Raw genomic sequence first — 23,812 nt, forward strand, 5'->3', positions numbered from 1 at the left:
CAGGCGATCTTCGGTATTGTCTTTTCGTCCAGATTAACTATGACGATCGTCATGCTGCGACGCAGCATGACGTTCTACTCTAATGATTTGAGGGAAATATGCGCATCACGATGATTGGATCAGGCTATGTCGGCCTCGTTTCAGGCGTTTGCTTTGCGGATTTCGGCCACGACGTCATCTGCGTCGACAAGGATCTGAGTAAGATCGAAGCCCTTCGCGAAGGCCGCATTCCGATCTACGAGCCGGGTCTGGAGCAATTGGTCGCTGAAAACACCAGCACCGGCCGGCTGTCATTTTCGACGGATGTCGGCGAAAGTGTCCGCAGCGCTGACGTCGTGTTCATCGCAGTCGGCACGCCCTCCAGGCGCGGCGACGGCCATGCGGATCTCTCCTATGTCTACGCCGCTGCGCGCGAGATTGCCACCTATGTGGAAGGCTTCACTGTTATCGTCACCAAGTCGACGGTACCGGTCGGCACAGGAGACGAAGTCGAGCGCATCATGCGCGAAACCAATCCCACGGCGGATGTCGCCGTCGTTTCCAATCCCGAGTTCCTGCGCGAAGGCGCCGCCATCGAGGATTTCAAGCGTCCTGACCGGATCGTCGTCGGGCTGAACGACGACCGGGCACGCGAAACCATGACCGAGGTCTATCGCCCGCTTTACCTCAACCAGGCACCCCTGGTCTTCACCACCCGCCGCACCTCGGAACTGATCAAATATGCGGCCAATGCTTTTCTCGCGATGAAGATCACTTTCATCAACGAGATCGCCGATCTGTGCGAACGGGTCGACGCAAACGTCCAGGACGTTTCCCGCGGAATCGGTCTCGATGGCCGTATCGGCTCCAAGTTCCTGCATGCCGGGCCGGGTTACGGCGGCTCGTGCTTCCCCAAAGATACGCTTGCCCTTGCCAAGACGGCGCAGGATTACGATGCGCCGATGCGTCTCATCGAGACGACCATCTCGATCAATGACAACCGCAAGCGGGCGATGGGACGCAAAGTCATTTCGGCCGTCGGCGGAGACATTCGCGGCAAGAAGATTGCGATCCTTGGGCTGACCTTCAAGCCGAACACCGATGACATGCGCGACAGCCCGGCCATCGCAGTCATCCAGACCCTGCAGGACAACGGCGCGCAAGTGGTCGGCTACGATCCAGAGGGCATGGAAAACGCCCGCAAGGTGATCGAGAACATCGAATATGCGAGCGGACCCTACGAAGCGGCCGCTGGTGCGGATGCGCTTGTCATCGTCACCGAATGGAACCAGTTCCGCGCGCTCGATTTCAACCGCCTGAAGCAGTCGATGCGCTCTCCGATCCTGGTCGATCTGCGCAATATCTACCGCAGCGACGAGGTCCGCAAACACGGCTTTACCTATACCGGCATCGGCACCAATCTCTATCAGGATGTGACCAACACCTGAAATAGCCTGCTGAACTTCTGATCGTCCTGACGCCGCGGAGCACAATCTGCGGCGTTTGATTTTACAGCGCCGTTGTCTTTTCAGACGCGCAAAGGACGCTCTAACTCTTTCAATCCTCGCATCGTGATTCCCGAAATCGATTCCGATTTTCGGGAATCACGATGCTTTAGAGGATCCCGACCCGTGTCCCCTTTATCGTCAACACGGTCAGCCGGCCCGTCGCCGAAACCGCCGTGTCGATTCCGATGCGTTGCGGCCCGAATGTCGGGATTCGCGCCGGGGTGTGCCCGTGGATCACCAGCACAGGAAGCTGCGGTCCTTCATCCAGGAAGGGCTGACGGATCCACATGAGGTCGCCGTCTTTCTGCCTCTTGAGGTCGACGCCCGGCTTGATGCCCGCATGAACAAAGAGGACCCTTCCTATCCGCAGCATGATCGGCAGCGATTCCAGGAATTGGATATGCCGTTCGGGTATCATGTTGCGAATGACGCGGGCAATTGTTTCGCTTCCAGCCGCGGACTGCAGCAGATGCTCGATATCGATACCGTATGAGTGCAGCGTCTCCGGTCCGGCAAAGCCGAGCCATTCGAGAATGCGCGCCGGTTTGCGATAGAGCTTCACCAGCTCCGCGTCGTGATTGCCGCACAGGGCGAATCGTTGAAATCCCGGCGGCGGCGTCTTGCTCAGGAACTCCAGCACCGCGCTCGAATCAGGCCCGCGATCGACATAATCACCGAGCATGACGATGAGTTTCGGCCCCGGAATGCGCGCGGCATCCTCCTCGATGCGGCGATGCGCCTTGACGAGCTCGTTATAACATCCGTGAACATCGCTCATCGCGTAGACCGCAGCAAATTCGCCTTCGGCAAACGTCAGCCGAGCGCGTCTCTTAAGGTTGCCAGCCAGTATCGGTATCTGTTGTCGCCACGGCCCTAGATAGTTAAACATGTAACCCATTTATGAGACCCGACCGCATGGCGGGTTGTCGGAAATAATCCATCTCTTATCCATCGCTGCAACGGCATGAGGGTCAGTATTCATAAGAAGTTGGCCTGATCGCGGCCCATCGAAGTTGTAACCGGAACCAATTGCCATATTCAAAGCAACATTGTCCTTCGCCATTTGCTGCACCGTCTGCGCCAGGTTCGCCTGGCTGGTCGCCACCGAACGCTGCGCATCCAGCACATCGAGCAAGGATGATTGTCCATCCTTGTAGCTCCCGATTGAAAGCGCAAGAGTCTCCTGCGTTGTCTTCACCGGAGCGCGCAACGCCTGAACGGTTTGCGTGTCGCGGTGATCGGACGACAATGCATTCTCGACGTCTTCGATGGCGGTCAGAACGGTCTGCTTCCAGGCGAGATACAGCACCTTCGTATCGGATCTCGTAGTCTCCACATTCGCGCGCAGCCGTCCACCATCGAAAATCGGCAGGTAGGCCTGAACGACCAGGTGGTCAGGCCCGCTCACGCAACTCGCCAACGATAGTAAAACGACTGTCGCGAGAAACGGCAATTTGTAATCATTCATACTTGGGAGGGTGCTGCGGTTAATATTACGCTATAGTTTGCTATATGATGGTTAATCCGGCGTTAAACCGGCGACTATTGCGTTTTCCGCGACATAATCGGCCAATATTCCCCAAATGGAGGAGCCGCAGGTATAGGATTTCCACAGGCGAGGCGTCCGAAGAAGCTGTAAAAATCAACTATAACGAGAGTCATCACGAAAAAATGAACGTTAAAGAAGATGATGCTTGACGCCCCCGCGGCGCAGCATAATGATGACGCGTTGCGAGTGTGAATGACATTTCTTGATCAGGAATCTCAGATCCAAAACTGCGGGGTGCAAAGTGGAAACTGCGGTTGATTCGAAACTTATCGAGGCGATCACCTACGACGAAGACAGCCGGCATCTACGGGTCTATCTGACCAACGGTCAGAGGCGAGAATATGAAGGCGTTCCCAAGGGCGTCGTCGTCGGGTTGACGATGGCGGAATCACCGGGAAATTTCTACATGAAGGCAATCAGGGGCAAATATCCTCCTCGCCCCTAATGTCCTATCGATCACGACGATAGGATCCTTGTTCCAGCAAAGATGCAGGACCGGCCTTCGCCGGTCCTGCAAACGAGTTTCCCGCCGACAGACGGCGAGCGCCGTCAATAACCGCCAAGGAAATCTCGAACCGCATCGCTCTCGAGCGGCGCAATCTCGTGACCGCCGGGATGCCAGACCGTCCTGACCTCTGCCCCTCGGTTTTTCAGATGTTCGGACAGCGCCTCGGTCATGGAAACAGGCGCGATCGGGTCTCGCCGCCCGGCCGTCATCAGCACCTTTCTTCCCGCCAGTGTCGACTGGGCTTCGGGTTGAAACGGAATGAGCGGGTGCATCAGAACCGCAGCATCGAAGATACCCTTCTCGATCAGCACATTGGCAAGAATATTTGCACCATTCGAAAAACCCAGGCCGAGAATATCGGAAGCCTGGTATTCGTCAGCGAATGCCTTGACGTAGGCGGCCATCTTCTCCGTCGCCCGGGAAAGGTCGGCCATGTCGTAGACCCCCTCCCCGGTGCGGCGAAAGAACCGCGCCGCGCCGTGTTCGGAAACGTCGCCGCGCGGCGAGAGAATCGTCGCTTCGGGCAGCAGGCGCCGACCGAAGTCGAAAAACTGGCTCTCGTCGCCACCGGTTCCGTGCAGCAGCAGCAGGATGGGTTTATCAGGTGCACCGGCATGCAGCCGGTGCACATATCCAGTTTCGGTCATATCGCCTCTCCTTATGCTTCGAGCGGCTGCAGGTGCTGCTCGAGCAACGCGCGAAGATGGGCGTGCTGCTGCGGCAGTTTCAGTGCTTCGCCGAGATGGGCCGTATCCTCGTCGCGATCGAAGCCGGGCTCATTGGTCGCGACCTCGAACAGCACGCCGCCCGGAGTGCGGAAATAGATCGCCCAGAAATAGTCGCGGTCGATCACCGGTGTGACCTGATAGCCGGTGTCCATCAGCGCCTTGCGCACTTCGAGCTGCTTTTCGCGGTTTTCGACGGCGAAGGCGACGTGGTGGACGGAGCCGGCGCCGGGAAGCGCGCGGGCAATGTTCGGCATGGTCTCGAGATCGATGCGATGCGCGCCATTGCCGGAGGGCATGATCAGCCGCTTGACGCCGTCCCTTTCCTCGGCGACCTCATAGCCCATGAACTTCAGGAGTTCGGCCGTGGCGCCCTCGTCCCTCAGCCGCATGGCGACGGAGTGGAAGCCGCGAATGGCATGGTCTTCGCTGATGCCGCCATGTGTCCAGGCCTGGCGGGCATCATCCTTGACCTCGACGAGCGCAAAGCCGTCGCCATCGGGGCCGGAGAAGTTCAGCCGCTTTTCGCCGAAACTTTCCTCGGCCTTCAGGCCGCCGACACCAAGCGTGGCAAACCGATCGCTCCAGAAGCCGATCGAGCCTTGTGGAACGGAAAACACCGTCGTGCCGACTTCGCCGGTACCGGGACGGCCCTGTGCCATCTTCGGGAACGGGAAATAGGTCATGACCGTACCGGGTGCACCGGTCTCGTCACCATAATAGAGGTGATAGACATCGGGCGCGTCGAAGTTCACCGTCTTCTTGACGCGGCGCAGGCCGAGCGCATTGGTGAAGAACTGGTTGTTGGTACGGGCGTCCTCCGCCATCGACGTGACGTGGTGCAGACCCTTGATCTGATCGAGCATGTGAGACCCCTTTCATGCCCGCCGTTGCGGGCTTTCGATGAGGCTAAGATGCGCGCTGAAGCGCCCAGAGAACAGACCCACAGACCAAAACGCATTGTCTTCTTTTAGTGAACGAACACCGACTTCCGTTCACATCTAAAGCATGTCGCGCAAAACTGTGCAGCGGTTTTGCGATAACGACATGCGCAAAAACAAAGAGCCAAAGCGTGAGGAGCGAACCCGAAAGATTGCGACGCGCTTTAGGCGTCGTGGGGATTGGCCGGCAATTGCCAGTCGATCGGCGCGCGCCCGCGCGACTGCAGAAAGGCATTCGCCTTCGAAAAATGCCCGCAGCCAAAAAAGCCGTTATGGGCCGAAAGCGGCGAGGGATGCGGCGCCCTGAGCACAAGATGGCGCGTCGTATCGACGAAGGCGGCCTTGCGCTGAGCATAGGAGCCCCAGAGCATGAAGACGACGGATTCGCATTCATCGTTGACCTTGCGGATGACGGCGTCGGTGAAGCGTTCCCATCCCTTGCCCTGATGGGCCGCCGCCTGTCCTTCCTCGACGGTCAGCACGCTGTTCAGCAGGAGCACGCCCTGTCTTGCCCAATGTTCGAGAAAACCGTGACGTGCCGGTGCTATGCCGAGATCCGTCTCCATTTCCTTGTAGATATTGACGAGGGAGGGCGGTATGCGCACGCCCGGCCGGACACTGAAGCACAGCCCATGAGCTTGCCCAAGTCCATGATAGGGATCCTGGCCGAGGATGACGGCTTTGACGTTGGAGATCGGCGTCAGATCAAGAGCGCGGAAATATTCGCTGCCCTTGGGGAAAATCCGCTTGCCGACCTGCTTCTGCGCGACGAGGAAGGATTTGAGCTGTTGCATGTAGGGGCTTGAAAACTCCCCCTCCAGCGCAGCCTTCCAGCTCTCCTCGAGACTGACGGATGTATCGCTCATCTAGGAAAATCCTTCGCATAGGACGAAACAACGGACACACGGTTCTAACAAAATCGATCTACGCTGCAATGCCTGTCGGCTCGGCAATAGGTTTACACCTTGAGAATTCGGTGAGAGAGGATTGCGAGAGGCTGTCCGAGGCACCGTCGTCCGTGTTTAACTATATGATGGCTTCGGTATTTACGCCGGCAGGCGGCCTGAGTAGAACCTTGATTGAGAAATCGGAGTCATGTCTTCCTATGAAATTCGGCACGAGCGGCCTTCGCGGACTTTCAGTGGATCTAAAGGGACATGCCTCGGCCCTTTATGCCACGGCGTTCGGCAAATATCTGCTCGGAACTGGTAGGGCCAAAGCTGGCGATGCCATTCTGATCGGCCGCGATTTTCGCGATTCCAGCCCTGAAATCTCGGGAAATTGCGCCGATGCACTCGCTGCGCTCGGCTTCCGGATATTCGACTGCGGCAATGTGCCGACACCCGCACTCGCCCTCTATGGCCTTGAAAGAAACGCCGGCTGCCTGATGATCACGGGCTCGCATATTCCGGCGGACCGCAACGGCATCAAGTTCTATCGGCCGGATGGCGAGATCGACAAATCGGACGAGGCGGCGATTACGGCATTGGCCGCCGAGATCGAACGAAACGGCGAAACGGTGGTACAAGCACCGGCCGAGACGGAAGACCACGAGGCCGCTTGCCGGCAGCTCTTTTTCGAACGCAATGCGGCTCTGCTTCCGCAAGGTGCGCTGTCCGACCTGAAGATCGGCGTCTACCAGCACAGCACCGTCGCCCGCGACCTGCTGGTTGACGTTCTCGCCCATTACGGCGCCGAGATCACCGCTCTCGGACGTTCGGAGAGCTTTATTCCCGTCGACACCGAAGCCGTTTCCGACGAGACGATCACGCTGATGAAACGCTGGGTGTCCGAGCACAAATTCGATGCGATCGTCTCGACCGATGGCGACGGCGACCGCCCGCTGGTCGCAGACGAAACCGGCACACCACTGCGCGGTGACCTTCTCGGCCTTGTGGCAGCCAATTTCCTCGGCGCCGGCACGGTGGTGACACCGGTTACCTCCAATTCGGGCATCGAGGCCGCGGGCTCTTTCGCCGTCAGGCGCACCCGCGTCGGCTCGCCCTTCGTCATCGCCGGCATGGATGAGGCCGTAGCGGCCGGCGAAGATCATGTCATGGGCTTTGAAGCCAATGGCGGGCTGCTGACTGCAACCCCTTTCGATATCAACGACAGAGCCGTGCGAGCCTTGCCGACGCGCGATTGCTTTATCCCGATGCTCGCGATCCTGTCGCTCGCGGCCATTCGCAGGCAGCCGCTTTCTGCCGTTGCCGCCTCCTATCACCTGCCCTTTGCCGCCGCCGATCGCCTGGAGAATTTTCCGCTGGAGACGAGCGCCGCGCTGATGGAGTATCTGCGCGCTTCGGAAGAAAATCTCTCGGCTTTCCTGCAGCCGATCGGCGAGGTAGCGACAAAATCCGACATCGACGGACTTCGCGTGACGCTAAGGGATGGCGGGATCATTCATTTCCGCCCGTCCGGCAATGCGCCGGAAATGCGCTGCTACACGGAGGCCGGCAGCGAAGCTGCAGCCCGGGACCTGCTGAATACAGGGCTCAATCGAATAAGAGACTGGGCAGGCGCCCGGCAACATGCGACGAACAAGCCGTTTATTTCAAGGAACCCGCCTATGACGCAGAAAATCGTTCCCGTGATCATGGCCGGCGGCAAAGGCACGCGGCTCTGGCCGCTTTCCCGTGCCACCGCACCGAAACAATTCATCCAGTTCGTCGGCGACAAGACGTTGTTTCAGGAAACTCTCGAACGCGTTTCCGATCCAGAACTCTATGAAGCCCCCATCGTCGTCACCAATGAGGAATTCCGCTTCCTGGTCGCCGAACAGGCTCGCGAACGCGCCATCCCGCTCGCAGCGGTCCTGCTCGAACCGGTCGCCCGCAACACAGCCGCAGCGGTGGCCGCGGCCGCAACGCTTGCCGCCGATCTCTTCGGCAAGCACACCATCATCCAGATGCTCGCCTCGGATCACGAGATCCTTGCCGACAAGACCTATTTCGATTGCATCCGCATCGCCCGCGATGCCGCTGCCGACGGCAAGCTCGTAACCTTCGGTATCACCCCGACGGAGCCGGCGACGGGTTACGGCTATATCGAAATCGGCGATGCCCTCGAAAACGGTGCGCACAAGGTCAAGCGCTTTGTCGAAAAGCCGGCACTCGAGAAGGCCGAGCAGATGCTTGCCGACGGCGGCTTCTACTGGAACTCAGGCATCTTCATGTTCCCGGTGACGGAACTCATCGCCGAACTGCAGGAATATGCGCCCGATGTACTGAAGGCGGCCAGCAAGGCCGTTTCGAAAGCAAGCCGCGACCTCGATTTCACCCGCCTCGACGCCGACCATTTCGCCAAGAGCCCCGATATCTCCATCGACTATGCCATCATGGAAAAGACGTCCAAGGCCGCCATCGTCCCCTCGCCGTTCAAATGGTCTGATATGGGAAGCTGGGATGCCGTCTGGAAATCAGGCGCCCGCGACGACAACGGCAATGTCGCCGCCGCAAACACCACCGTCGTCAATACCCGCAACTCGCTCGTCATGACCCATGGCGTGCATCTTGCCGTCCAGGGCATGGATGATGTCGCCGTCATCGCCAGCGAAGACGCCGTCTATGTCGGACCGCTCAAAGACAGCCAGAATGTCGGACAATTGGTCAAGATGCTGGCCTCTACGTCCGCCACGGCGAAATTCGCGGAAACCCATCCGACATCCTATCGCCCCTGGGGCGGCTATACCTCCATCTTCAACGGCGATCGTTTCCAGGTGAAGCGCATCTTCGTCACGCCGGGCAAGAAGCTCTCGCTGCAAAAACACCACCATCGCTCCGAACACTGGGTCGTCGTCAGGGGAACGGCTGAGGTGACGGTCGGCGAGACCGTCCGGATGCTGCGCGAGAACGAAAGCGTCTACATTCCGCTCGGCGAAGTCCACCGCCTCGCCAACCCCGGCAAGATTCTTCTCGAGCTCATCGAGGTGCAGACAGGCTCCTATCTCGGCGAGGACGACATCATTCGCATCGTCGATGAGTTCGGAAGAACGTAAAATCGCAGCCGGAGCGATGGTCGGGCCTTTTCCGGCGCGACCATCCTCGCTGTTGAATTTCCTCTTGGGGTTCTCGTAGAATGGATGTACCGACAGACATGACCGGAGATATCCCCCTGATGCGTACCTTTCCCGTCCTCGCCGGATTTCTTGCAATCATGGTGCCGGCAATGGCGTTTGCCGAAACGGCAAGCATGCGAACCGCACGCGAGTCGGAAATTCGCCAGCATCTGCCCGGTACGTCGGAACTGAAAGAAGGCAAGAATGGCTACGAATATCGCGACGGCAATAAGAATGGCTACAAGATAACCAATGGCCAGGTGTGCGTCCTGTTTCCCAGCAAGAAGACTGATTGCGTCAACGTGAAGACCGACGGCAAGACGTTTCAGATGATCGACAAAAAAGGCGGCCGAACGAGATTCTGAGTTGCGCCGGCAAGGTCACCCTGCCCAGGTAGGACCTCTTGCTCCGGCGAGCTTATCTTGCCCCGGCAAGGTCACCTTGCCGGTGAGTTGCCGCCATCCTTGTCGAGAAGGAAGTCGGCGATCAAGCCTGAATGGTTCGATCCGAGATTGTCATCGAGACGTTTCAGCGATGTCAGATGAAGCGGCGCGCGCGCAAATATGTGATCGATGGCGATCCCGAGCGCGCCGGCGCCGACCGGCCATGTTGCCGGTTCTGGCGTGATCGTCGTCAGCTTCTGGCCGCGCAGGAAACCTTGGATGCTCGGGGCGATCACCGAGGAGTTGAAATCGCCTGACAGCACCAGAGGGCCGTCGATCGAGCCGAGCGCTTTGGCGAGATCTTCCAATTCAGCCATCTGGAAATCGTCGAAATATGGTTTGGTCAGGTGCGCTGAGACCAGATTGATGGTCTCGCCGCCGAAGTCGACGCTTGCTATAACAAGCCTGTTTTTTCGCAGACTGCCCATGCTTGCCACCTGCCGGCTGACGAACGGGCGTTTGGAGAGCACCAGCGTATCGCATGTATCCTTCCCGGCATCGCAACCGATATGGTAGGGATAGGCCTTGAACAATTGCTGCAGGTGGAACGTCAGCGGCTTGGCTTCGAGCAGATTGACGACGTCGGCATTCGACGCGATCACCATGTCGGTGATTTCAGTCGAGTTTTTCCAGTTGTCGATCGCGATGTTAAACGACATCAAACGGAAAAGCGGCGGCCTGTCGGTGCCTCTGTCGCCCTCCGAGAACTCGCGCAGCATGATGACGCCGTGAGCGACGAGAAGAAGCGAGGCAAGCAGAAGAATAAAGCCGTAAATCTGCCTTTTGATAGCCAGAACGACGAGACTGGCGACGACGAACACCACGCCGAGGTGAACCTGAAAGCTGTAGACGAAGGACAGAAGCCAGAAGTTCGTGACATAGCGTAACGACACGATCGCGATGGCAACGGTCAGAAACGCGCAGAGAATCCAATAAATTATATCTCTCATCGATCCTGACCTGCTTGCAGACGACCGGCCGGCCATAACATGCGAGCAATCATGTTGCAATGCAGCATAGCAGCCGAGAGCCGCGGCTGATCGGCAGACGATATCGATGGTCTCGCCCTCATCCAGCAAGGCAGCGGCGGACGGGCCGCCGACAGTAGAGACAGCGCTGTGACCTTCTCTTTCAAAGACCTATCGACTCGGCCTCTTTTTATCTTGTAAGTGGGGTCACTTGATACGGAATCGGCTCTTTGCCGTCGGCAGGGAGCCGAGAAAAGGTGGGAATGCGCTACTTCATTACAGGGACTGCCGGCTTTATCGGTTTTCATCTGGCCAGGCGCCTGCTGCAAGAAGGGCATGACGTCACAGGCTTCGATGGCCTCACTCCCTATTACAATGTCAAGCTCAAGGAGATGCGCCATGCGGCACTCTCCCAGTTTCCTGCCTTCAAACCCGTCATCGCGATGCTCGAGGACCGCCCAGCGCTGGAAGCGGCCGTTCTGGAAGCCAAGCCCGACATTCTGATCCACCTCGCCGCACAGGCCGGCGTGCGCTACAGCCTGGAAAATCCAGAGGCCTATCTTCGTTCGAACGTCGAAGGCTCGTGGAACATCATGGAAATCGCGCGGCGCGTCGAAATTCGCCATCTGATGCTGGCCTCGACATCATCGATCTATGGCGCCAATGCGACCGTCCCCTTTCGCGAGACCGATCGCGCCGACGAGCCGCTGACCATCTATGCGGCGACGAAGAAATCTATGGAGCTGATGGCGCATAGCTATGCCCATCTTCACAAGATTCCGACCACGGCATTTCGTTTCTTCACCGTATATGGTCCATGGGGCCGGCCCGACATGGCGCTGTTCAAATTCACCAAGAACATGCTTGAAGGCCAGCCGATCGAGATCTACGGCGAAGGCAAGATGAGCCGTGACTTCACCTATATCGACGATCTTATTGAAGCGATCGTCAGACTGTCGGCAATCGGCCCGAGCGAGGAAAACCGTCTCGACGACGTGGCTGTCGAAACGCTTTCGCGCCAGGCGCCCTTTCGCGTCGTCAATATTGGCGGAGGCCAGCCGGTCAGCCTGATGGATTTCGTCGAAACGGTGGAAAAGGCGCTCGGTCGTCCTGCCATTCGCAAGATGCTGGCGATGCAAAAGGGTGATGTGCCGCGTACCTTCGCTGCCCCCGACCTGCTCGTCGCGCTGACGGGCTACAAGCCGGATACGACCTTGGAGGTCGGCGTCAAGGCCTTCGTCGACTGGTATCTCGACGTGCGCGGTGAGCTCGACACCTAAAGCGCGTCGCGATCTTTCAGATTCGCTCCTCGCGCTTTAGGTCTTTATTTTACGCATGTCGCTATCGCAAAACCGCTGCATACTTTTGCGCGACATGCTTTAGCGCAGGCGGTCGCGGAGGATGCGACAAGCCGAACCGTTTCCAGCCGGCCCAATGTTTCAACAAAGACCGGTGTTTCAGCGAAGAAACGTGACGGCGTCCACGGCAGCGACCGCTTTCGAGAACATATAGTCGACGACAACGGTCAGCCTCTGCGAATAGATCTTGAGCTGGTTGCCCTCACCCTCGATTTCAGCCGGGCTACGTAGAACCAACGGAACGCCCGGGCGCACGAAACCGGCGCGAGTCGTCAGCGGAACCTCAGGCGAATGGCCGATGGCGGAGGTGTACATCAGGTCGCGGGCAAGGCTAGCGGGACCGATGGCGAATGCCGGCCCGGCAGCGGCAGTGATGGTCAGGCTCAAGGCGATGGCGGCGAGAGATTTGTGCATGTCGAAGTCCCCGTTTGCGGATCGTCGGGCTTTCGGCTCGCCCGGCTCCAAACGATCGACGCGTCTGTCCACGCTTCGGTCGCTTTCATGAGACCACTCTACACATCAGTATTTTCAGGGCTTTTAAGCAGATCGATCAAATTTTACGAAATTTGATTTTCCGTTCGCGGCGGTTCGGACCCCCCGGGGGAAACGCGGAAATGCCGATGACCTGGACAGCAGCGTCGCAGTCTACAGGACACGATCCAGCTTCTTGTTGATGTGCAGGTTCGGCATCAATCCCGCACTTTGCGCAGCATGATAGGACTCTCTCGCCGCATCGAACGAGATCGACCACATGATGGCGCTAAGCAACAGCGCAATGATATAAATCTGGATACGCATCAAACTGGCGATACCGAACGAGCAAGGCAGTTTTGTGTCAAAACATGGCCGTTGGTATGACGAAAACAACCGACGAGCTTTTTGTTCGCAACGACCCTGCCAGACATATTAGTGTCGTGAAAATTAGCGATATTGTATCGCTACCTGTTAGCAGCCGACCCCGAGGCTTGGTTCCTCTTCCCACCCCGAGAACCCTGAGAGGTCCGTTCTCCACGGGCCTCTTTGCCTTCTTTCCGGAACAGCTGAGATCGCCCGATCCGCTAGGCGCAGAACCGCTGAACGGCGCGTCTCGATCCAATCCCGCCGCGCATCTGCCACGAGCGATGTCACGTTCCTGCCTTTGCCTTTGCACCAGCGAAGGCATAAGCCGCCAGCTCAGTTTCAAAATATATCAATCGATTGACTTATTTTTCTGCCAATGTTATAAATTTGTCATGACCCAAGCACATGACAACCAGCCACCGACCTCCGCCCGTGCCGAGATCGCACGCCAGAAGATGCTGTCCGCTGCCCTCGACGTCTTCGGCCGTTATGGCTTCGACGGCGCCTCGACGCGCCAGCTCACCGAAGCGGCCGGCGTCAACCTGCAGGCCATCCCCTATTATTTCGGCAGCAAGGAAGGCCTCTACATCGCCACGGCCGAATATCTGATGATGCGGATCAATACGCATGTCGGTGACATGAGGGCGCGCGTCGGCGCGCATCTGCTGGCGCTCGATGCTGCGGGCAAACCGCTGAGCGAAGCTGAGGCCCGCCATTTCCTGACCGAGATTTTGCAGACCATGGTGACGCTGTTCGTCGGCAGGGAATCCGAATCCTGGGCGCGCTTCCTGATCCGCGAGCAGATGGAGCCGACAGAAGCCTTCACACGGGTCTATCAGGGCCTCATGCGTCCGATGATCGAGATGGGCCGGCGGCTGATCGGCGCCATCCTTCATGAGGATCCCGCCTCGGAACATGTGCGCCTGCGCACCTTCACCCTTCTCGGCAGCATCCTTGTCTTTCGCGTCGCCCATGCAGCCGTGCTCGCCCAGATGGAGTGGGACGGCGTCGGCCCGGAACAGGTGGAAACCGTGCGCGGCCTGGCCGCAGAGCTGGTCGATGCCATCGGCCCGCTGAAAGGAAGTGCCGCATGAAACGCATCCTTCCCATCGCTGTTCTTCTTCTCGTTATAGCGGGTGCCGCCGCCTGGTGGTACGCCCTGCCCGAAAAGCTCGGCTGGTGGCCTGAGGCCCACCGCGAATTCGTCATTTACGGCAATGTCGATATCCGCCAGGTCTCGCTCGGCTTCCGTGTCAGCGGCCGCCTCGCCGAACTCCACGCCGACGAAGGCGACGTCATCAAGAGCGGATCGGTTCTGGCAAAGCTCGACGCAGCTCCTTATGAGTTTGCGGTCCGCTCGGGCGAGGCCAATGCCGCAGCCCTTCAGGCGACGCTCGACAAGCTGAAGGCCGGTCCGCGGCCGACCGAGATCGCCCAGGCGCGCGCCGCCTATGACGAAAGTATCGCCGATCTCCGCAATGCCAACCTCGCCTATGACCGCGCCCGCCAGCTGCGCCCACAGGGCACGATCTCCGAGGCGAGCCTCGACCAGGCGACTGCAGCAAGGGCGATGGCCGCAGCACGCTCCGATTCCGCCAACGAGGCATTGAAACTGCTGTTGGAAGGCTCCCGTGTCGAGGACATCGCCGCCGCCGACGCCCAGCTGAAGGCGGCTCAGGCAACACTCGCCTCCGCCCGCACTTCGCTCGATGATACCGAGCTGCGCGCCCCGAACGACGGCGTCATCCTCTCGCGCGTGCGGGAAAATGGCGCGATCGTCTCGCCGGCGGACACCGTCTTCGTGTTGTCTCTGACCGAGCCTGTCTGGGTGCGAAGCTACGTCGCCGAGCCTGATCTCGGCCGCATCCATCCCGGCATGAAGGTTTCTGTCGCCTCCGATACGGCGCCCGACAAGCCCTATGAAGGTACGATCGGCTTCATCTCGCCGGTCGCCGAATTCACCCCGAAATCGGTGGAGACGCCGGAACTGAGGACCGACCTCGTCTATCGCCTGAGGATCGTCATCGACAAGCCCGGCCCAGATCTGCGCCAGGGCATGCCAGTCACCGTGCGCTTTTCTACGCCGACGGCGAGCGGACAATGACCGCCGCCGAGACCGGCCGCGACGACAAGCCGCTCGTCCGAATCGACGGCGTCACCAAGCGCTTCGGCACCGCGCCGGCCGCCCTTGATGCCGTCTCCGGCGCTATCGGCGGCGGCGCAATCACCGGCCTCGTCGGCCCTGATGGCGCCGGCAAGACAACGCTGATCCGCCTGATGACCGGTCTGATGCTGCCCGATACGGGAACGGTGGAGGTTCTCGGCTTCGACACCAGGAAGAATGCCGCCGGCATCCAGGCGGCGATCGGCTACATGCCCCAGCGCTTCGGCCTCTATGAGGACCTGTCGGTGCAGGAAAACCTCAATCTTTACGCTGATCTGCGCGGCCTGCCGAAGAGCGAACGCGCCAGCGCCTTCGACGAACTGCTCACCTTCACCGATCTCAAGCGTTTCACCGGCCGGCTCGCTGGAAAGCTTTCCGGCGGCATGAAGCAAAAGCTCGGCCTTGCCTGCGCGCTTCTGAAAAAGCCGCGCCTGCTGCTGCTCGACGAGCCGGGCGTCGGCGTCGACCCGATCTCGCGCCGCGATCTCTGGAAGATGGTTGAGAACCTGACGAAAGAGGGCATCGGCGTGCTTTGGTCGACCGCCTACCTGGACGAAGCGGAAGCCTGCGACCATGTGCTGCTGCTCAACCAAGGAAAGCTGCTCTTTTCGGGAAAACCGGCTGACATGACCGGCCGCGTCAACGACAGGGTCTTCTGGGTCACGGGCATGACAGGGCGCCGCCGGCAGGTGCTCGCCGGGCTTCTGCAAGCCGATGGCGTCATCGACGGCGTGATCCAGGGCGAAGCGATCCGCCTCGTCGCCGCCAAGGACAAGAAACCGGATATCGGTTCGGTCGGCAATGGCGCGACGCTCACCCCTGCCCCGCCGCGTTTCGAGGATGCCTTCATCGACATGCTAGGCGGTGGTCCTGGCGGCCGCTCGAGGCTGGCCGAAGCGCAGGAACCGACGAAGGGCGATGACGACCGGCCGGTCATCGAGGCCAAGGGACTGACCAAGCGCTTCGGCGATTTCACCGCAGCCGATAATATCAGCTTCGAAATCCGCCGCGGCGAGATCTTCGGCCTGCTCGGCCCGAACGGCGCCGGCAAGTCCACCACCTTCAAGATGCTCTGTGGCCTGCTGAAGCCGACCGGCGGCGAAGGCCGTGTTGCTGGTTTCGATCTTCGCCGAGATGCCGCCGAAGCCCGAAACCAGCTCGGCTACATGGCGCAGAAATTCTCGCTCTACGGCGATCTCACAGTCATGCAGAACCTCGAATTCTTCTCTGGTGTCTATGGGCTTCGCGGAAAACACCGGCGCGAACGCATCGATCTCATGGCCGGCATCTTCGATTTCGGCCGGCATATCGGCCAGCCGGCCAAGGACCTGCCACTCGGCCTGAAGCAGCGGTTGGCGCTCGCCTGCGCCGTCATGCACGAGCCGCGCGCCCTCTTCCTCGACGAACCGACCTCCGGCGTCGATCCGATCACCCGGCGCGAATTCTGGACGCATATCAATGCGCTTGTGGAAAAAGGCGTCACCGTACTCGTCACCACTCATTTCATGGATGAGGCGGAATATTGCGACCGCATCTCGCTGATCTACCGCGGCCGCTCGATTGCGCTCGGCTCGCCCGATGAATTGAAGGCCCGGGTCGCGACCAAGGAGCAGCCGGACCCAACGATGGAGGACGCCTTCATCGCCCTCGTGCAGCAATCGGAAGCGGAGGATGCCGCATGAGCGCCTCTTCCGGCCGGCTTCGGCGTCTTTCAGCCCTGGTGCGCAAGGAAAGCTTCCAGGCGATCCGCGATCCGAGCAGCATCCTCATCGCCTTCGTGCTGCCGCTGATCCTGCTCTTTCTCTTCGGCTACGGCGTCTCGCTCGATACCACCCGCACGCGCATCGGCCTGGTGACCGAGGAGATGACGCCGCTGACGCAGGATCTGTCGGCCAGTTTCCAGGCCTCGCGCTATTTCGATGTCGCCGTGGGACGCGACCGGCGTCTGTTCGAGGAAGACCTCGTGCTCGGCAAGGTGCGTGGCATCGTCGTCATTCCGGCCGATTTCACCACGCGCTACACCGCCGGCAACCGCCCCGATATCCAGGTGATCGTCGACGGCTCCGATCCGAACACCGCGAATTTCGTGCAGAATTATGCTCAGGGCGCCGTCGCCAACTGGGAGCGGCAGAGGCAGGCGGACGTCGCCTTGCGTCGTCCTGCCATCTTGGTCGAGCAACGCTTCTGGTTCAATCCCGAACTGACCAGCCGCAATTTCCTCGTGCCGGGCTCGATTGCCATCGTCATGACGCTGGTCGGCACGCTTCTGACCTCGCTCGTCGTCGCCCGCGAATGGGAACGCGGCACCATGGAGGCGATGATGGCGACGCCGGTGACGGCGGTCGAACTGCTCGCAGGCAAGATCCTCCCCTATTTCCTGCTCGGCCTCACCTCGATGACGCTCTGCGTGCTGCTTGCGGTCTTCCTCTTCGGCGTGCCGTTCCGCGGCTCCGTCGCCGCCCTCTATGCGCTGTCGGCCGCCTTCCTGATCCCGGCACTTGGCCAGGGCCTGTTGATCTCGACGGCAACGAAGAACCAGTTCCTCGCCTCGCAGCTGGCGCTGATCTCGGCCTTCCTCCCGGCCTTCCTGCTGTCGGGATTCCTCTTCGAGATCAATTCCATGCCGGTGGTGATCCAGTGGATCACCTTCATCGTGCCGGCGCGTTACCTGATCCCCAGCCTGCAGACGGTGTTTCTCGCCGGCGACATTTGGCCGATGTTCGCACAGGCGATCGGCGTGATGCTGACGATCGGCGCCATCATGTTCGTGCTTGCAGCCCGCAGCACCAGAAAAAGGATCGGCTGAGATGTGGACAAGGCTCTACGCCCTGATCGTCAAGGAACTGCTCGCCGTGCTGCGCGACCCCAAGGGCCGCGCCATCCTGATCGGCCCGCCGATCATGCAGCTTCTCGTTTTCTCCTATGCGGCGACGCTCGAGGTTCGCAATGTCGACGTCCTGATCCTCAACCGCGACAGCGGCCACTGGGGTCAGGAACTGATCGAGCGCATCGATGGCTCGCCGACTTTCCGGAAGATCGAGATCGCCTCCAGCCAAGCGGAAATCCGCGTGGCGATCGACAACCAGACAGCCATTGCCGCCGTCGAGATCGGCCCTGACTTTTCGCGCAATATCGAGGCGGAAGCGCCGGCCGACCTGCAGATGGTGCTTGATGGCCGTCGCTCCAACGCCTCGCAGATCGTCGCGGGCTATCTCTCGCAGATCGGTGCAGCCCTCGCTGCCGAGACCCCGGCCGGCAAACGCGCCGGTGCCGATATCGTCTCGACCGTGCCGCGCAACTGGTTCAACCCGAACCTCACCTATCAATGGTTCATGGTGCCGAACCTGATCGCCAGCATCGCGCTGCTGATTGGCCTGATCGTCACGGCGCTGTCGATCGCCCGCGAACGCGAACTTGGCACCTTCGACCAGTTGATGGTCTCGCCGCTGCGCATCCACGAGATCCTGATCGGCAAGTTGATCCCGCCGATGATGATCGGCCTCTTCCACATCACCGTCTATATCCTGGCCGCCGTCTTCCTCTTCGAGGTGCCGCTGCGCGGCTCGCTCTTCCTGCTGTACGGCAGCGCGATCTTCTATCTCGGCTCGGTCGCCGGCCTTGGCCTGTTCATCTCGGCGCTGTCGATGACGCAGCAGCAGGCGATCCTCGGCGCCTTCCTTTTCATGGTTCCGGCCATGCTGCTCTCAGGCTTTGCGACGCCGATCGAGAACATGCCGGGGTGGTTGCAGCCGGTGACCCTGATCAATCCGCTGCGCTATTTCCTGGTGATCGTCAAAGGCGTCTTCCTCAAGGATATTCCGCTGAGCGAGGTGGTGAACCAGACAATCCCGCTGGCGCTGATCGCCACTGTTACGCTCAGCGCCGCCGCCTGGCTCTTCCGTCGGCGGCTGGAATAATGCCTCCCGACTCAGGCTTCAGCCGCCTCACATAATGTGAACCGGCCGTCCAAAGCGTGACTCTCTCCTGCTGGAACCTAGGATTGGCGTGGTCGTTACCCAAACGCAACCCCAGCAAAGGAGAAGCAAAATGTACAAGGTCCTACTTGTCTCCAGCGCCCTTGCGCTGTCGTCACTGGCCACCAACGCGCTGGCTGATGGAGCCGTGACCGGTGCAGCCGGTGGCGCCATTACCGGCGCAATCGTCGGCGGCCCCGTGGGTGCTGCCATTGGCGGCGTGGCCGGCGGTGTCGCCGGTGCCGTTGTCGATCCGCCGCCGCGCGAGGTCGTCACCTATGTCCAGCAGCAGCCGGCCCCGACCGCCTCCGTAGTGGTCCAGGAACCTATCGTCGTCGGCAATCCGCTTCCGGCAGACGTCGTCGTGACGCCGGTGCCTGACAATCCAAAATATGCCTATACGGTCATCAACAATCAACGCGTGATTGTCGAACCCCGCACCCACCGCGTGGTGCAGGTCATAGAATAATCAGGCAACCGAAGCCGCCTGTTGCGGCCCGGCAACTTCCGGCCCCGCTTCGGCGGGGCCTTTTTTCGTGCGCTCGCGCCACCTGCCGATCAGCGAGAACAGAACGACAAGGTGCTGTGGCAACCCCTGTGGCAGCGCCTCTATCGGAATTCGGTCGCCGTAAAGCTTGCCCTGTTTGAGCGATAGAATATGCATGCTGGAAAGCATGAGCCGATCCTCCATCCTGATTGATGGGATCAGCGTGGCCGAAGCGACGAGGCTGGGTCCTTAAAGCTCCGGTTAAATGCTGCAAAAACTTGCAAAAAGCCTATGGCCGCGGACGCATCCCGGCGCGCGCCAGCCCTTCCAGAACCGGCGTAAAACGCTGCGGATTCTTGGCCGGCTGACCCGCCAGAATGCCTTCCAGCGTCACATCAGGTGCAATCGCCTCGAGCGCATGCAGGAATTGCCGCGCCTGCTCCATATTGCCGAGATGCGCGTGTGCGGCGATCAGCATCCAATAGGTCGGGTCGAAATGGGCGTTCAGCGCCAGCGAACGTGACGCATGTGAAATTGCTGCCTCGTAATTGCCGCGGAAGATTTCGGCCATGGCGATGCCCGTCAGCGAAAAACGCGCATCCGGATCGCGGGGTCCCAATTTCACGGCGCGATGCAGGCGCTCGAGCGCCTGATCGATATCGCCACAGTGCAATGCCGCAATTCCGGAGCAGGCCGCGACCATAAGATCGTTGGGATTGGCGGCTGAGGCGGCCTCCAGCACAGCCATGCCGCCTTCATAATCCTTGTCCGTCTGCAGCAATGCCATGCCGCAATGGGCCATCACGCGGGGATCGCCGGCCGAATGCTGAAGTCCACGACGGGCAAGACTGATGCATTCCGCCTTGTCGTCCTTCCCGAGCCGCGGCCAACCCATGGTAATGCGATGTTCGAGCGCCCAGGCGGCATGCGAAAGCAGCATCGCATTTTCCGGCTCTATGGCGAGCGCCTCCTGCAGCAAGGCATAGGCAATGGCGTTGTTTTCGATCGACTCGTCGACGATCGCGGCAAGGGCACGCAGATAGAGATCGTAAACTGCTGGACTGTTCGGCCTGTCGCGTCGTGACCTCTGGATCTCGGCGATCTCGATCGCCGGCTCGACGATCGAGGCGACGCGTTCGGTGATATGGTCCTGGAAGGCGAAGATGTGGCTTATGCCGTCTTCAAAATGATCGGCCCAGAGATGGGTCGCCGTCACGCCATCGACCAGTTGCACATTGATACGCACCTGGCCGCCTTCCCGCCGGATGCTGCCTTCGAGCACGTAGCGCACTCCCAGCTCCGCCGCCACCTGTCGCACATCGATGCTGCGTCCTTTGTAAATAAAGGCGGAATGGCGCGAGACGACCGAAAAGGAGCGGAAACGCGCAAGGGCGGTGATGATCTCCGTCACCACGCCATCGGCAAAATAATCCTGGTCGGTGTCACCGCCGAGATTGACGAAGGGAAGAACCGCGACGGAAGGCGGCTGCGGCGCCACTGGCGCCATCCCGTCATCCTCCTGGCGCGGCAGGCGATAACCAACCCTGGGAACCGTGACGATCCACTCCGTGCCATCGGGCCTTGCGCCGAGAATCTTCCTGAGCGTGGCAATCTGAACCGTGAGGTTGCCTTCCTCCACGGCAAGCCCCTGCCAGGCCCGGTCCATCAGATCCGCCTTGGTGACGACGCGGCCCTCAGCCTCCAGCAGCATGCCGAGCAGAGCTGCCGGCCGTGGTCCCGTGGCAACGGACTTCCCTTCCCGCCACAGGCTTCCTGTCACGGGATCGTAAACGAACGGACCGAAGGAGAGCCTCGAGCTGCCCATGCAGAAGCATAGCGTGAAATTCTCACAAACGAAAAGCCGATGACGCGCCGATGCGTTGCAGAAGCCGCCGTCGGAACGGCGGCTTGTCAGTGAAGCAGGATCAGACCTTCAGCTCGCGCCGTTCGCGCTCGGTCACCATGGCGAGGTCGAGCACCTTCTGCAGGTTGGCAGCGTGACGGAAGTTCGGATCCGGCTGGACGCCGCTTGCCACGGCCTCGGCAAAACGCTCGTAGTTGGTCGCCACCGGTTCAACCTCGATCTTCGTCCAGGTGGCAGTCTCGACATCCTCGCCGAGGCAGCCATGCAGCTCGGAACCGCTGGGACGATGGATGACCTCGAGGCTGCCCCTCTCGCCATAAATGCGCAGCTTCAACTCGTTCAGATGCCCTGTCGCCCAGCGGCTGGCATGAATGACGCCGAGTGCGCCGTTGGCGAAATCGACAGACATGGTGAAGCTGTCATTGGCGTCGAGCAGATATTCGCCGATCTGGCCGCCCGGCGCCTTGTTAAAGGTCTTCAACCGCGCAAAGACGTGGTCGATGTCGGTCGCCGCACCATAGGCGGCGAAATCCAGAATATGGATGCCGACGTCGCCGAGCACGCCGTTCGAACCATGGCCGGTGGAAAGCCGCCATAGCCAGGTGGACTCGGTGCGCCAATCGCCCCAGGCGCGCGACACCAGCCAGCTCTGGAGATAGGAGGCTTCCACGTGTCTGATCGTGCCGAGCTCGCCGGCGAGCACCATCTCACGGGCGCGCTGCAGGGGCGCGACGTTGCGATAGGTGAGGTTCACCATGTTGATGACGCCGGCCTTTTCGGCCGCCTCCGTCATTTCCAGCGCCTTCGCATAATTCTCTGCCAGCGGTTTTTCGCAGAAAACGTGCTTGCCCGCAGCAATCAGCGCCATCGTCGTCGGGTGATGGATGCGATCGGGCGTGACATTTGTCGCCGCATCAAATTCACCCCAGGCGATCGCCTCTTCCAGCGAAAGAAACCGCTTTTCGATGTTGAACTTGTCCGCGAAGGCCGAAAGCCGCTCGGGATCGGTGTCGACGGCGCCGACCACCGTCACGCCATCGATGAGAGGGAAGCGGGCGAGCTGGTTTTTCGCCATCACGCCCGTGCCAAGAACGAGTAATCGCATGATGCTCCTCAGCGGTAACCGGCTTCGCCGGCCTGGTGAAGTTTAGGGCCGCGTTCGACGATCGGCTCCAGTGCTTTTTCTACCGGCACATTTGGGGCGTCGGTGATACCAGTCAACGCCCCCTCGGGGTTATAGGCCCACTTCACGCCGTTGATCAGCACCTTCTGGACATTGACGTCGTGATAGGTCGGATAGGTCTCGTGGCCGGGGCGGAAATAGAAGATATTGCCAGCGCCGCGGCGCCAGGTCAGGCCCGAGCGGAACACTTCGCCACCCTGGAACCAGGAGATGAACACCGTTTCGAGCGGCTCCGGCACCGAGAACTGCTCACCGTACATTTCTTCGTTTTCGAGCTCGAAATGCTCGCCGATGCCTGCGGCGATCGGATGGCGCTGATTGATTGTCCACAGACGCTCGCGTTCGCCCGCCTCGCGCCACTTCAGCGCGCAGGGTGTACCCATCAGCCGCTTGAAGATCTTCGAGAAATGACCGGAATGCAGCACGAGCAGGCCCATGCCTTCCCAGACCCGCTTGGCAACTCGCTCGACGACGACGTCGGAGACCGCGCCGTGATCCTTGTGGCCCCACCAGGTCAGCACGTCGGTTTCGGCAAGGCGGGCTTCGCTGAGGCCGTGTTCCGGCTCTTGCAGCGTTGCTGTCGTCGCCGAAATGCCGGGATCGGCATTCAGGGCATTGGCGATCGTCGTGTGCATGCCCTCGGGATAGATGCCCCGGACGACGGCATTGGTATTCTCGTGGATATTCTCTCCCCAGACGACGGTGCGAATGGCCATGATGTGCTCCTGTAGAACCTGGAAGTATCGATAGGCGGGAAGGCAGGATTCAAAGCGCTTTGGAAAATGGCACTGGCTGCGCCTCGTCTCCTCCACGTCCAAAGAACACATAGACCTTTGTCAGTATTTTGACAAAGGGGAAAATTTACCGGCCGGAGACGGAGAATTCTCCTGCTAATATCACAGCAATATCAATGCGAAACGGATTTCGAGAATAGATTGACGACCACAACGCCTGATATGATCAGCCCGAGCCCGACGATTGCCGGCAGGTCGAGGCGCTGCTTGAAGAAGACCAGGCCGACCGAGGAAATCAGCACGATTCCCAAAGCGCTCCAAATCGCATAGGCGATGCCGACCGGAATGCTTTTCAGAGTCAGCGACAGGCAATAGAAGGCAGCCGCATAACAGGCGACGACGAGTGCCGTCGGCCCGATGCGGGTGAATTGTTGCGACAGTTGCAGCGCGGTCGTGCCAATGACTTCGAGCACGATGGCTGCAAACAGCAGCCCGTAGACGGCGGCCTGGCTCATGGCGAATTCCTTTTC

At 60.1% G+C, this 23,812-nt stretch carries 23 protein-coding genes and 2 pseudogenes; 12 read left to right on the plus strand and 13 right to left on the minus strand.

The annotated features are described in order from the left end of the window. Positions 1 to 98: 98 nt before the first annotated feature. Positions 99 to 1,427 (plus strand): UDP-glucose dehydrogenase family protein, encoded by a 1,329-nt coding sequence (locus tag CUJ84_RS17195; protein ID WP_105007101.1) that lies wholly within the window; start codon positions 99 to 101, stop codon positions 1,425 to 1,427. 166 nt (positions 1,428 to 1,593) lie between these two features. Here the strand turns inward: CUJ84_RS17195 and CUJ84_RS17200 are convergent, their stop codons facing one another. After that, positions 1,594 to 2,385, minus strand: a complete 792-nt coding sequence (locus CUJ84_RS17200; protein WP_105007102.1) for a metallophosphoesterase — start codon at positions 2,383 to 2,385, stop codon at positions 1,594 to 1,596. Continuing rightward, positions 2,386 to 2,888, minus strand: a pseudogene (locus CUJ84_RS17205) (TolC family protein); the annotation flags it as partial. Between the two features lie 350 nt (positions 2,889 to 3,238). Here CUJ84_RS17205 and CUJ84_RS17210 point away from each other — a divergent pair. Beyond that, a complete protein-coding gene (locus CUJ84_RS17210) occupies positions 3,239 to 3,481 on the plus strand; it encodes a KTSC domain-containing protein (protein WP_012758625.1) in 243 nt (80 codons plus the stop codon). 104 nt (positions 3,482 to 3,585) lie between these two features. Here the strand turns inward: CUJ84_RS17210 and CUJ84_RS17215 are convergent, their stop codons facing one another. The 3 genes from CUJ84_RS17215 to ung all read right to left on the minus strand — a co-directional run bounded on the left by CUJ84_RS17215 (position 3,586) and on the right by ung (position 6,076). Continuing rightward, on the minus strand, positions 3,586 to 4,191 hold the full coding sequence (locus CUJ84_RS17215) for an alpha/beta hydrolase (protein ID WP_105007103.1): 606 nt from the start codon (positions 4,189 to 4,191) through the stop codon (positions 3,586 to 3,588). Between the two features lie 11 nt (positions 4,192 to 4,202). Continuing rightward, positions 4,203 to 5,135: a VOC family protein gene (locus tag CUJ84_RS17220; RefSeq protein WP_105007104.1), complete on the minus strand. Its 933-nt coding sequence runs from the start codon at positions 5,133 to 5,135 to the stop codon at positions 4,203 to 4,205. A gap of 239 nt (positions 5,136 to 5,374) precedes the next feature. Then, positions 5,375 to 6,076 carry a uracil-DNA glycosylase gene (gene ung, locus CUJ84_RS17225; protein WP_105007105.1) on the minus strand — a complete coding sequence of 234 codons (702 nt, stop codon included), beginning with the start codon at positions 6,074 to 6,076 and terminating at the stop codon, positions 5,375 to 5,377. Between the two features lie 239 nt (positions 6,077 to 6,315). Here ung and CUJ84_RS38355 point away from each other — a divergent pair. From CUJ84_RS38355 to CUJ84_RS17235, 3 genes and pseudogenes are all read left to right on the plus strand, one after another. Further along, positions 6,316 to 7,737 (plus strand): annotated as a pseudogene (locus tag CUJ84_RS38355) (phosphomannomutase); the annotation flags it as partial. A 42-nt stretch (positions 7,738 to 7,779) separates the two neighbouring features. Continuing rightward, positions 7,780 to 9,207 carry a mannose-1-phosphate guanylyltransferase/mannose-6-phosphate isomerase gene (locus CUJ84_RS38360; RefSeq protein ID WP_199788827.1) on the plus strand — a complete coding sequence of 476 codons (1,428 nt, stop codon included), beginning with the start codon at positions 7,780 to 7,782 and terminating at the stop codon, positions 9,205 to 9,207. Positions 9,208 to 9,326: 119 nt separating this feature from the next. Further along, the gene (locus CUJ84_RS17235; protein ID WP_105007107.1) at positions 9,327 to 9,632 is read left to right on the plus strand and encodes a hypothetical protein; all 306 of its coding nucleotides are present in this window, start codon (positions 9,327 to 9,329) and stop codon (positions 9,630 to 9,632) included. Between the two features lie 71 nt (positions 9,633 to 9,703). On the opposite strand, the gene CUJ84_RS17240 is transcribed toward CUJ84_RS17235, so the two are convergent. After that, positions 9,704 to 10,660 (minus strand): endonuclease/exonuclease/phosphatase family protein, encoded by a 957-nt coding sequence (locus CUJ84_RS17240; RefSeq protein WP_105007108.1) that lies wholly within the window; start codon positions 10,658 to 10,660, stop codon positions 9,704 to 9,706. 281 nt (positions 10,661 to 10,941) lie between these two features. Here CUJ84_RS17240 and CUJ84_RS17245 point away from each other — a divergent pair, with 281 nt between their 5' ends. After that, the gene (locus CUJ84_RS17245; RefSeq protein ID WP_027683418.1) at positions 10,942 to 11,958 is read left to right on the plus strand and encodes an NAD-dependent epimerase/dehydratase family protein; all 1,017 of its coding nucleotides are present in this window, start codon (positions 10,942 to 10,944) and stop codon (positions 11,956 to 11,958) included. Between the two features lie 177 nt (positions 11,959 to 12,135). Here CUJ84_RS17245 and CUJ84_RS17250 read toward each other — a convergent pair whose 3' ends face one another. Continuing rightward, positions 12,136 to 12,450: a hypothetical protein gene (locus CUJ84_RS17250; RefSeq protein WP_245457496.1), complete on the minus strand. Its 315-nt coding sequence runs from the start codon at positions 12,448 to 12,450 to the stop codon at positions 12,136 to 12,138. 231 nt (positions 12,451 to 12,681) lie between these two features. Next, entirely contained in the window at positions 12,682 to 12,834 is a 153-nt protein-coding gene (locus tag CUJ84_RS38365; protein WP_003581757.1) for a hypothetical protein, read from the minus strand. Between the two features lie 434 nt (positions 12,835 to 13,268). Here CUJ84_RS38365 and CUJ84_RS17255 point away from each other — a divergent pair, with 434 nt between their 5' ends. The 6 genes from CUJ84_RS17255 to CUJ84_RS17280 all read left to right on the plus strand — a co-directional run bounded on the left by CUJ84_RS17255 (position 13,269) and on the right by CUJ84_RS17280 (position 19,483). Continuing rightward, a complete protein-coding gene (locus CUJ84_RS17255; RefSeq protein WP_105007110.1) occupies positions 13,269 to 13,970 on the plus strand; it encodes a CerR family C-terminal domain-containing protein in 702 nt (233 codons plus the stop codon). Then, positions 13,967 to 14,980 carry a secretion protein HlyD gene (hlyD, locus tag CUJ84_RS17260; RefSeq protein ID WP_105007111.1) on the plus strand — a complete coding sequence of 338 codons (1,014 nt, stop codon included), beginning with the start codon at positions 13,967 to 13,969 and terminating at the stop codon, positions 14,978 to 14,980. The genes CUJ84_RS17255 and hlyD overlap by 4 nt, the downstream gene beginning before the upstream one ends. Beyond that, positions 14,977 to 16,722: an ATP-binding cassette domain-containing protein gene (locus CUJ84_RS17265; protein WP_105007112.1), complete on the plus strand. Its 1,746-nt coding sequence runs from the start codon at positions 14,977 to 14,979 to the stop codon at positions 16,720 to 16,722. The genes hlyD and CUJ84_RS17265 overlap by 4 nt, the downstream gene beginning before the upstream one ends. After that, positions 16,719 to 17,846, plus strand: a complete 1,128-nt coding sequence (locus CUJ84_RS17270; RefSeq protein ID WP_105007113.1) for an ABC transporter permease — start codon at positions 16,719 to 16,721, stop codon at positions 17,844 to 17,846. The genes CUJ84_RS17265 and CUJ84_RS17270 overlap by 4 nt, the downstream gene beginning before the upstream one ends. A gap of 1 nt (position 17,847) precedes the next feature. Further along, positions 17,848 to 18,957, plus strand: a complete 1,110-nt coding sequence (locus tag CUJ84_RS17275; RefSeq protein WP_105007114.1) for an ABC transporter permease — start codon at positions 17,848 to 17,850, stop codon at positions 18,955 to 18,957. 130 nt (positions 18,958 to 19,087) lie between these two features. Continuing rightward, entirely contained in the window at positions 19,088 to 19,483 is a 396-nt protein-coding gene (locus CUJ84_RS17280; protein ID WP_105007115.1) for a DUF1236 domain-containing protein, read from the plus strand. Here CUJ84_RS17280 and CUJ84_RS17285 read toward each other — a convergent pair whose 3' ends face one another. The 5 genes from CUJ84_RS17285 to CUJ84_RS17305 all read right to left on the minus strand — a co-directional run bounded on the left by CUJ84_RS17285 (position 19,484) and on the right by CUJ84_RS17305 (position 23,797). Further along, positions 19,484 to 19,690 (minus strand): hypothetical protein, encoded by a 207-nt coding sequence (locus tag CUJ84_RS17285; RefSeq protein ID WP_105007116.1) that lies wholly within the window; start codon positions 19,688 to 19,690, stop codon positions 19,484 to 19,486. A gap of 100 nt (positions 19,691 to 19,790) precedes the next feature. Beyond that, positions 19,791 to 21,326: a winged helix-turn-helix domain-containing protein gene (locus tag CUJ84_RS17290; RefSeq protein ID WP_105007117.1), complete on the minus strand. Its 1,536-nt coding sequence runs from the start codon at positions 21,324 to 21,326 to the stop codon at positions 19,791 to 19,793. Positions 21,327 to 21,426: 100 nt separating this feature from the next. After that, positions 21,427 to 22,470: a Gfo/Idh/MocA family protein gene (locus tag CUJ84_RS17295; RefSeq protein ID WP_003561895.1), complete on the minus strand. Its 1,044-nt coding sequence runs from the start codon at positions 22,468 to 22,470 to the stop codon at positions 21,427 to 21,429. Between the two features lie 8 nt (positions 22,471 to 22,478). Then, positions 22,479 to 23,264, minus strand: a complete 786-nt coding sequence (locus CUJ84_RS17300) for a ThuA domain-containing protein (protein WP_105007118.1) — start codon at positions 23,262 to 23,264, stop codon at positions 22,479 to 22,481. A gap of 191 nt (positions 23,265 to 23,455) precedes the next feature. Next, positions 23,456 to 23,797 carry a DMT family transporter gene (locus tag CUJ84_RS17305; RefSeq protein WP_027683409.1) on the minus strand — a complete coding sequence of 114 codons (342 nt, stop codon included), beginning with the start codon at positions 23,795 to 23,797 and terminating at the stop codon, positions 23,456 to 23,458. Between the last annotated feature and the right edge of the window lie 15 nt (positions 23,798 to 23,812).

It is taken from the genome of Rhizobium leguminosarum, from assembly GCF_002953715.1.
Classification (GTDB): domain Bacteria; phylum Pseudomonadota; class Alphaproteobacteria; order Rhizobiales; family Rhizobiaceae; genus Rhizobium; species Rhizobium leguminosarum_V.

What these genes read in the sequence shown, in the direction of transcription:
- CUJ84_RS17195 (WP_105007101.1), top strand. Translation starts at nt 99, where the DNA reads ATGCGCATCACGATGATTGGATCAGGCTATGTCGGCCTCGTTTCAGGC.
- CUJ84_RS17200 (WP_105007102.1), bottom strand. Translation starts at nt 2,385, where the DNA reads ATGGGTTACATGTTTAACTATCTAGGGCCGTGGCGACAACAGATACCG.
- CUJ84_RS17215 (WP_105007103.1), bottom strand. Translation starts at nt 4,191, where the DNA reads ATGACCGAAACTGGATATGTGCACCGGCTGCATGCCGGTGCACCTGAT.
- CUJ84_RS17220 (WP_105007104.1), bottom strand. Translation starts at nt 5,135, where the DNA reads ATGCTCGATCAGATCAAGGGTCTGCACCACGTCACGTCGATGGCGGAG.
- ung (WP_105007105.1), bottom strand. Translation starts at nt 6,076, where the DNA reads ATGAGCGATACATCCGTCAGTCTCGAGGAGAGCTGGAAGGCTGCGCTG.
- CUJ84_RS38360 (WP_199788827.1), top strand. Translation starts at nt 7,780, where the DNA reads ATGACGCAGAAAATCGTTCCCGTGATCATGGCCGGCGGCAAAGGCACG.
- CUJ84_RS17235 (WP_105007107.1), top strand. Translation starts at nt 9,327, where the DNA reads ATGCGTACCTTTCCCGTCCTCGCCGGATTTCTTGCAATCATGGTGCCG.
- CUJ84_RS17240 (WP_105007108.1), bottom strand. Translation starts at nt 10,660, where the DNA reads ATGAGAGATATAATTTATTGGATTCTCTGCGCGTTTCTGACCGTTGCC.
- CUJ84_RS17245 (WP_027683418.1), top strand. Translation starts at nt 10,942, where the DNA reads ATGCGCTACTTCATTACAGGGACTGCCGGCTTTATCGGTTTTCATCTG.
- CUJ84_RS17250 (WP_245457496.1), bottom strand. Translation starts at nt 12,450, where the DNA reads ATGCACAAATCTCTCGCCGCCATCGCCTTGAGCCTGACCATCACTGCC.
- CUJ84_RS38365 (WP_003581757.1), bottom strand. Translation starts at nt 12,834, where the DNA reads ATGCGTATCCAGATTTATATCATTGCGCTGTTGCTTAGCGCCATCATG.
- CUJ84_RS17255 (WP_105007110.1), top strand. Translation starts at nt 13,269, where the DNA reads ATGACCCAAGCACATGACAACCAGCCACCGACCTCCGCCCGTGCCGAG.
- hlyD (WP_105007111.1), top strand. Translation starts at nt 13,967, where the DNA reads ATGAAACGCATCCTTCCCATCGCTGTTCTTCTTCTCGTTATAGCGGGT.
- CUJ84_RS17265 (WP_105007112.1), top strand. Translation starts at nt 14,977, where the DNA reads ATGACCGCCGCCGAGACCGGCCGCGACGACAAGCCGCTCGTCCGAATC.
- CUJ84_RS17270 (WP_105007113.1), top strand. Translation starts at nt 16,719, where the DNA reads ATGAGCGCCTCTTCCGGCCGGCTTCGGCGTCTTTCAGCCCTGGTGCGC.
- CUJ84_RS17275 (WP_105007114.1), top strand. Translation starts at nt 17,848, where the DNA reads ATGTGGACAAGGCTCTACGCCCTGATCGTCAAGGAACTGCTCGCCGTG.
- CUJ84_RS17280 (WP_105007115.1), top strand. Translation starts at nt 19,088, where the DNA reads ATGTACAAGGTCCTACTTGTCTCCAGCGCCCTTGCGCTGTCGTCACTG.
- CUJ84_RS17285 (WP_105007116.1), bottom strand. Translation starts at nt 19,690, where the DNA reads ATGCTTTCCAGCATGCATATTCTATCGCTCAAACAGGGCAAGCTTTAC.
- CUJ84_RS17290 (WP_105007117.1), bottom strand. Translation starts at nt 21,326, where the DNA reads ATGGGCAGCTCGAGGCTCTCCTTCGGTCCGTTCGTTTACGATCCCGTG.
- CUJ84_RS17295 (WP_003561895.1), bottom strand. Translation starts at nt 22,470, where the DNA reads ATGCGATTACTCGTTCTTGGCACGGGCGTGATGGCGAAAAACCAGCTC.
- CUJ84_RS17300 (WP_105007118.1), bottom strand. Translation starts at nt 23,264, where the DNA reads ATGGCCATTCGCACCGTCGTCTGGGGAGAGAATATCCACGAGAATACC.
- CUJ84_RS17305 (WP_027683409.1), bottom strand. Translation starts at nt 23,797, where the DNA reads ATGAGCCAGGCCGCCGTCTACGGGCTGCTGTTTGCAGCCATCGTGCTC.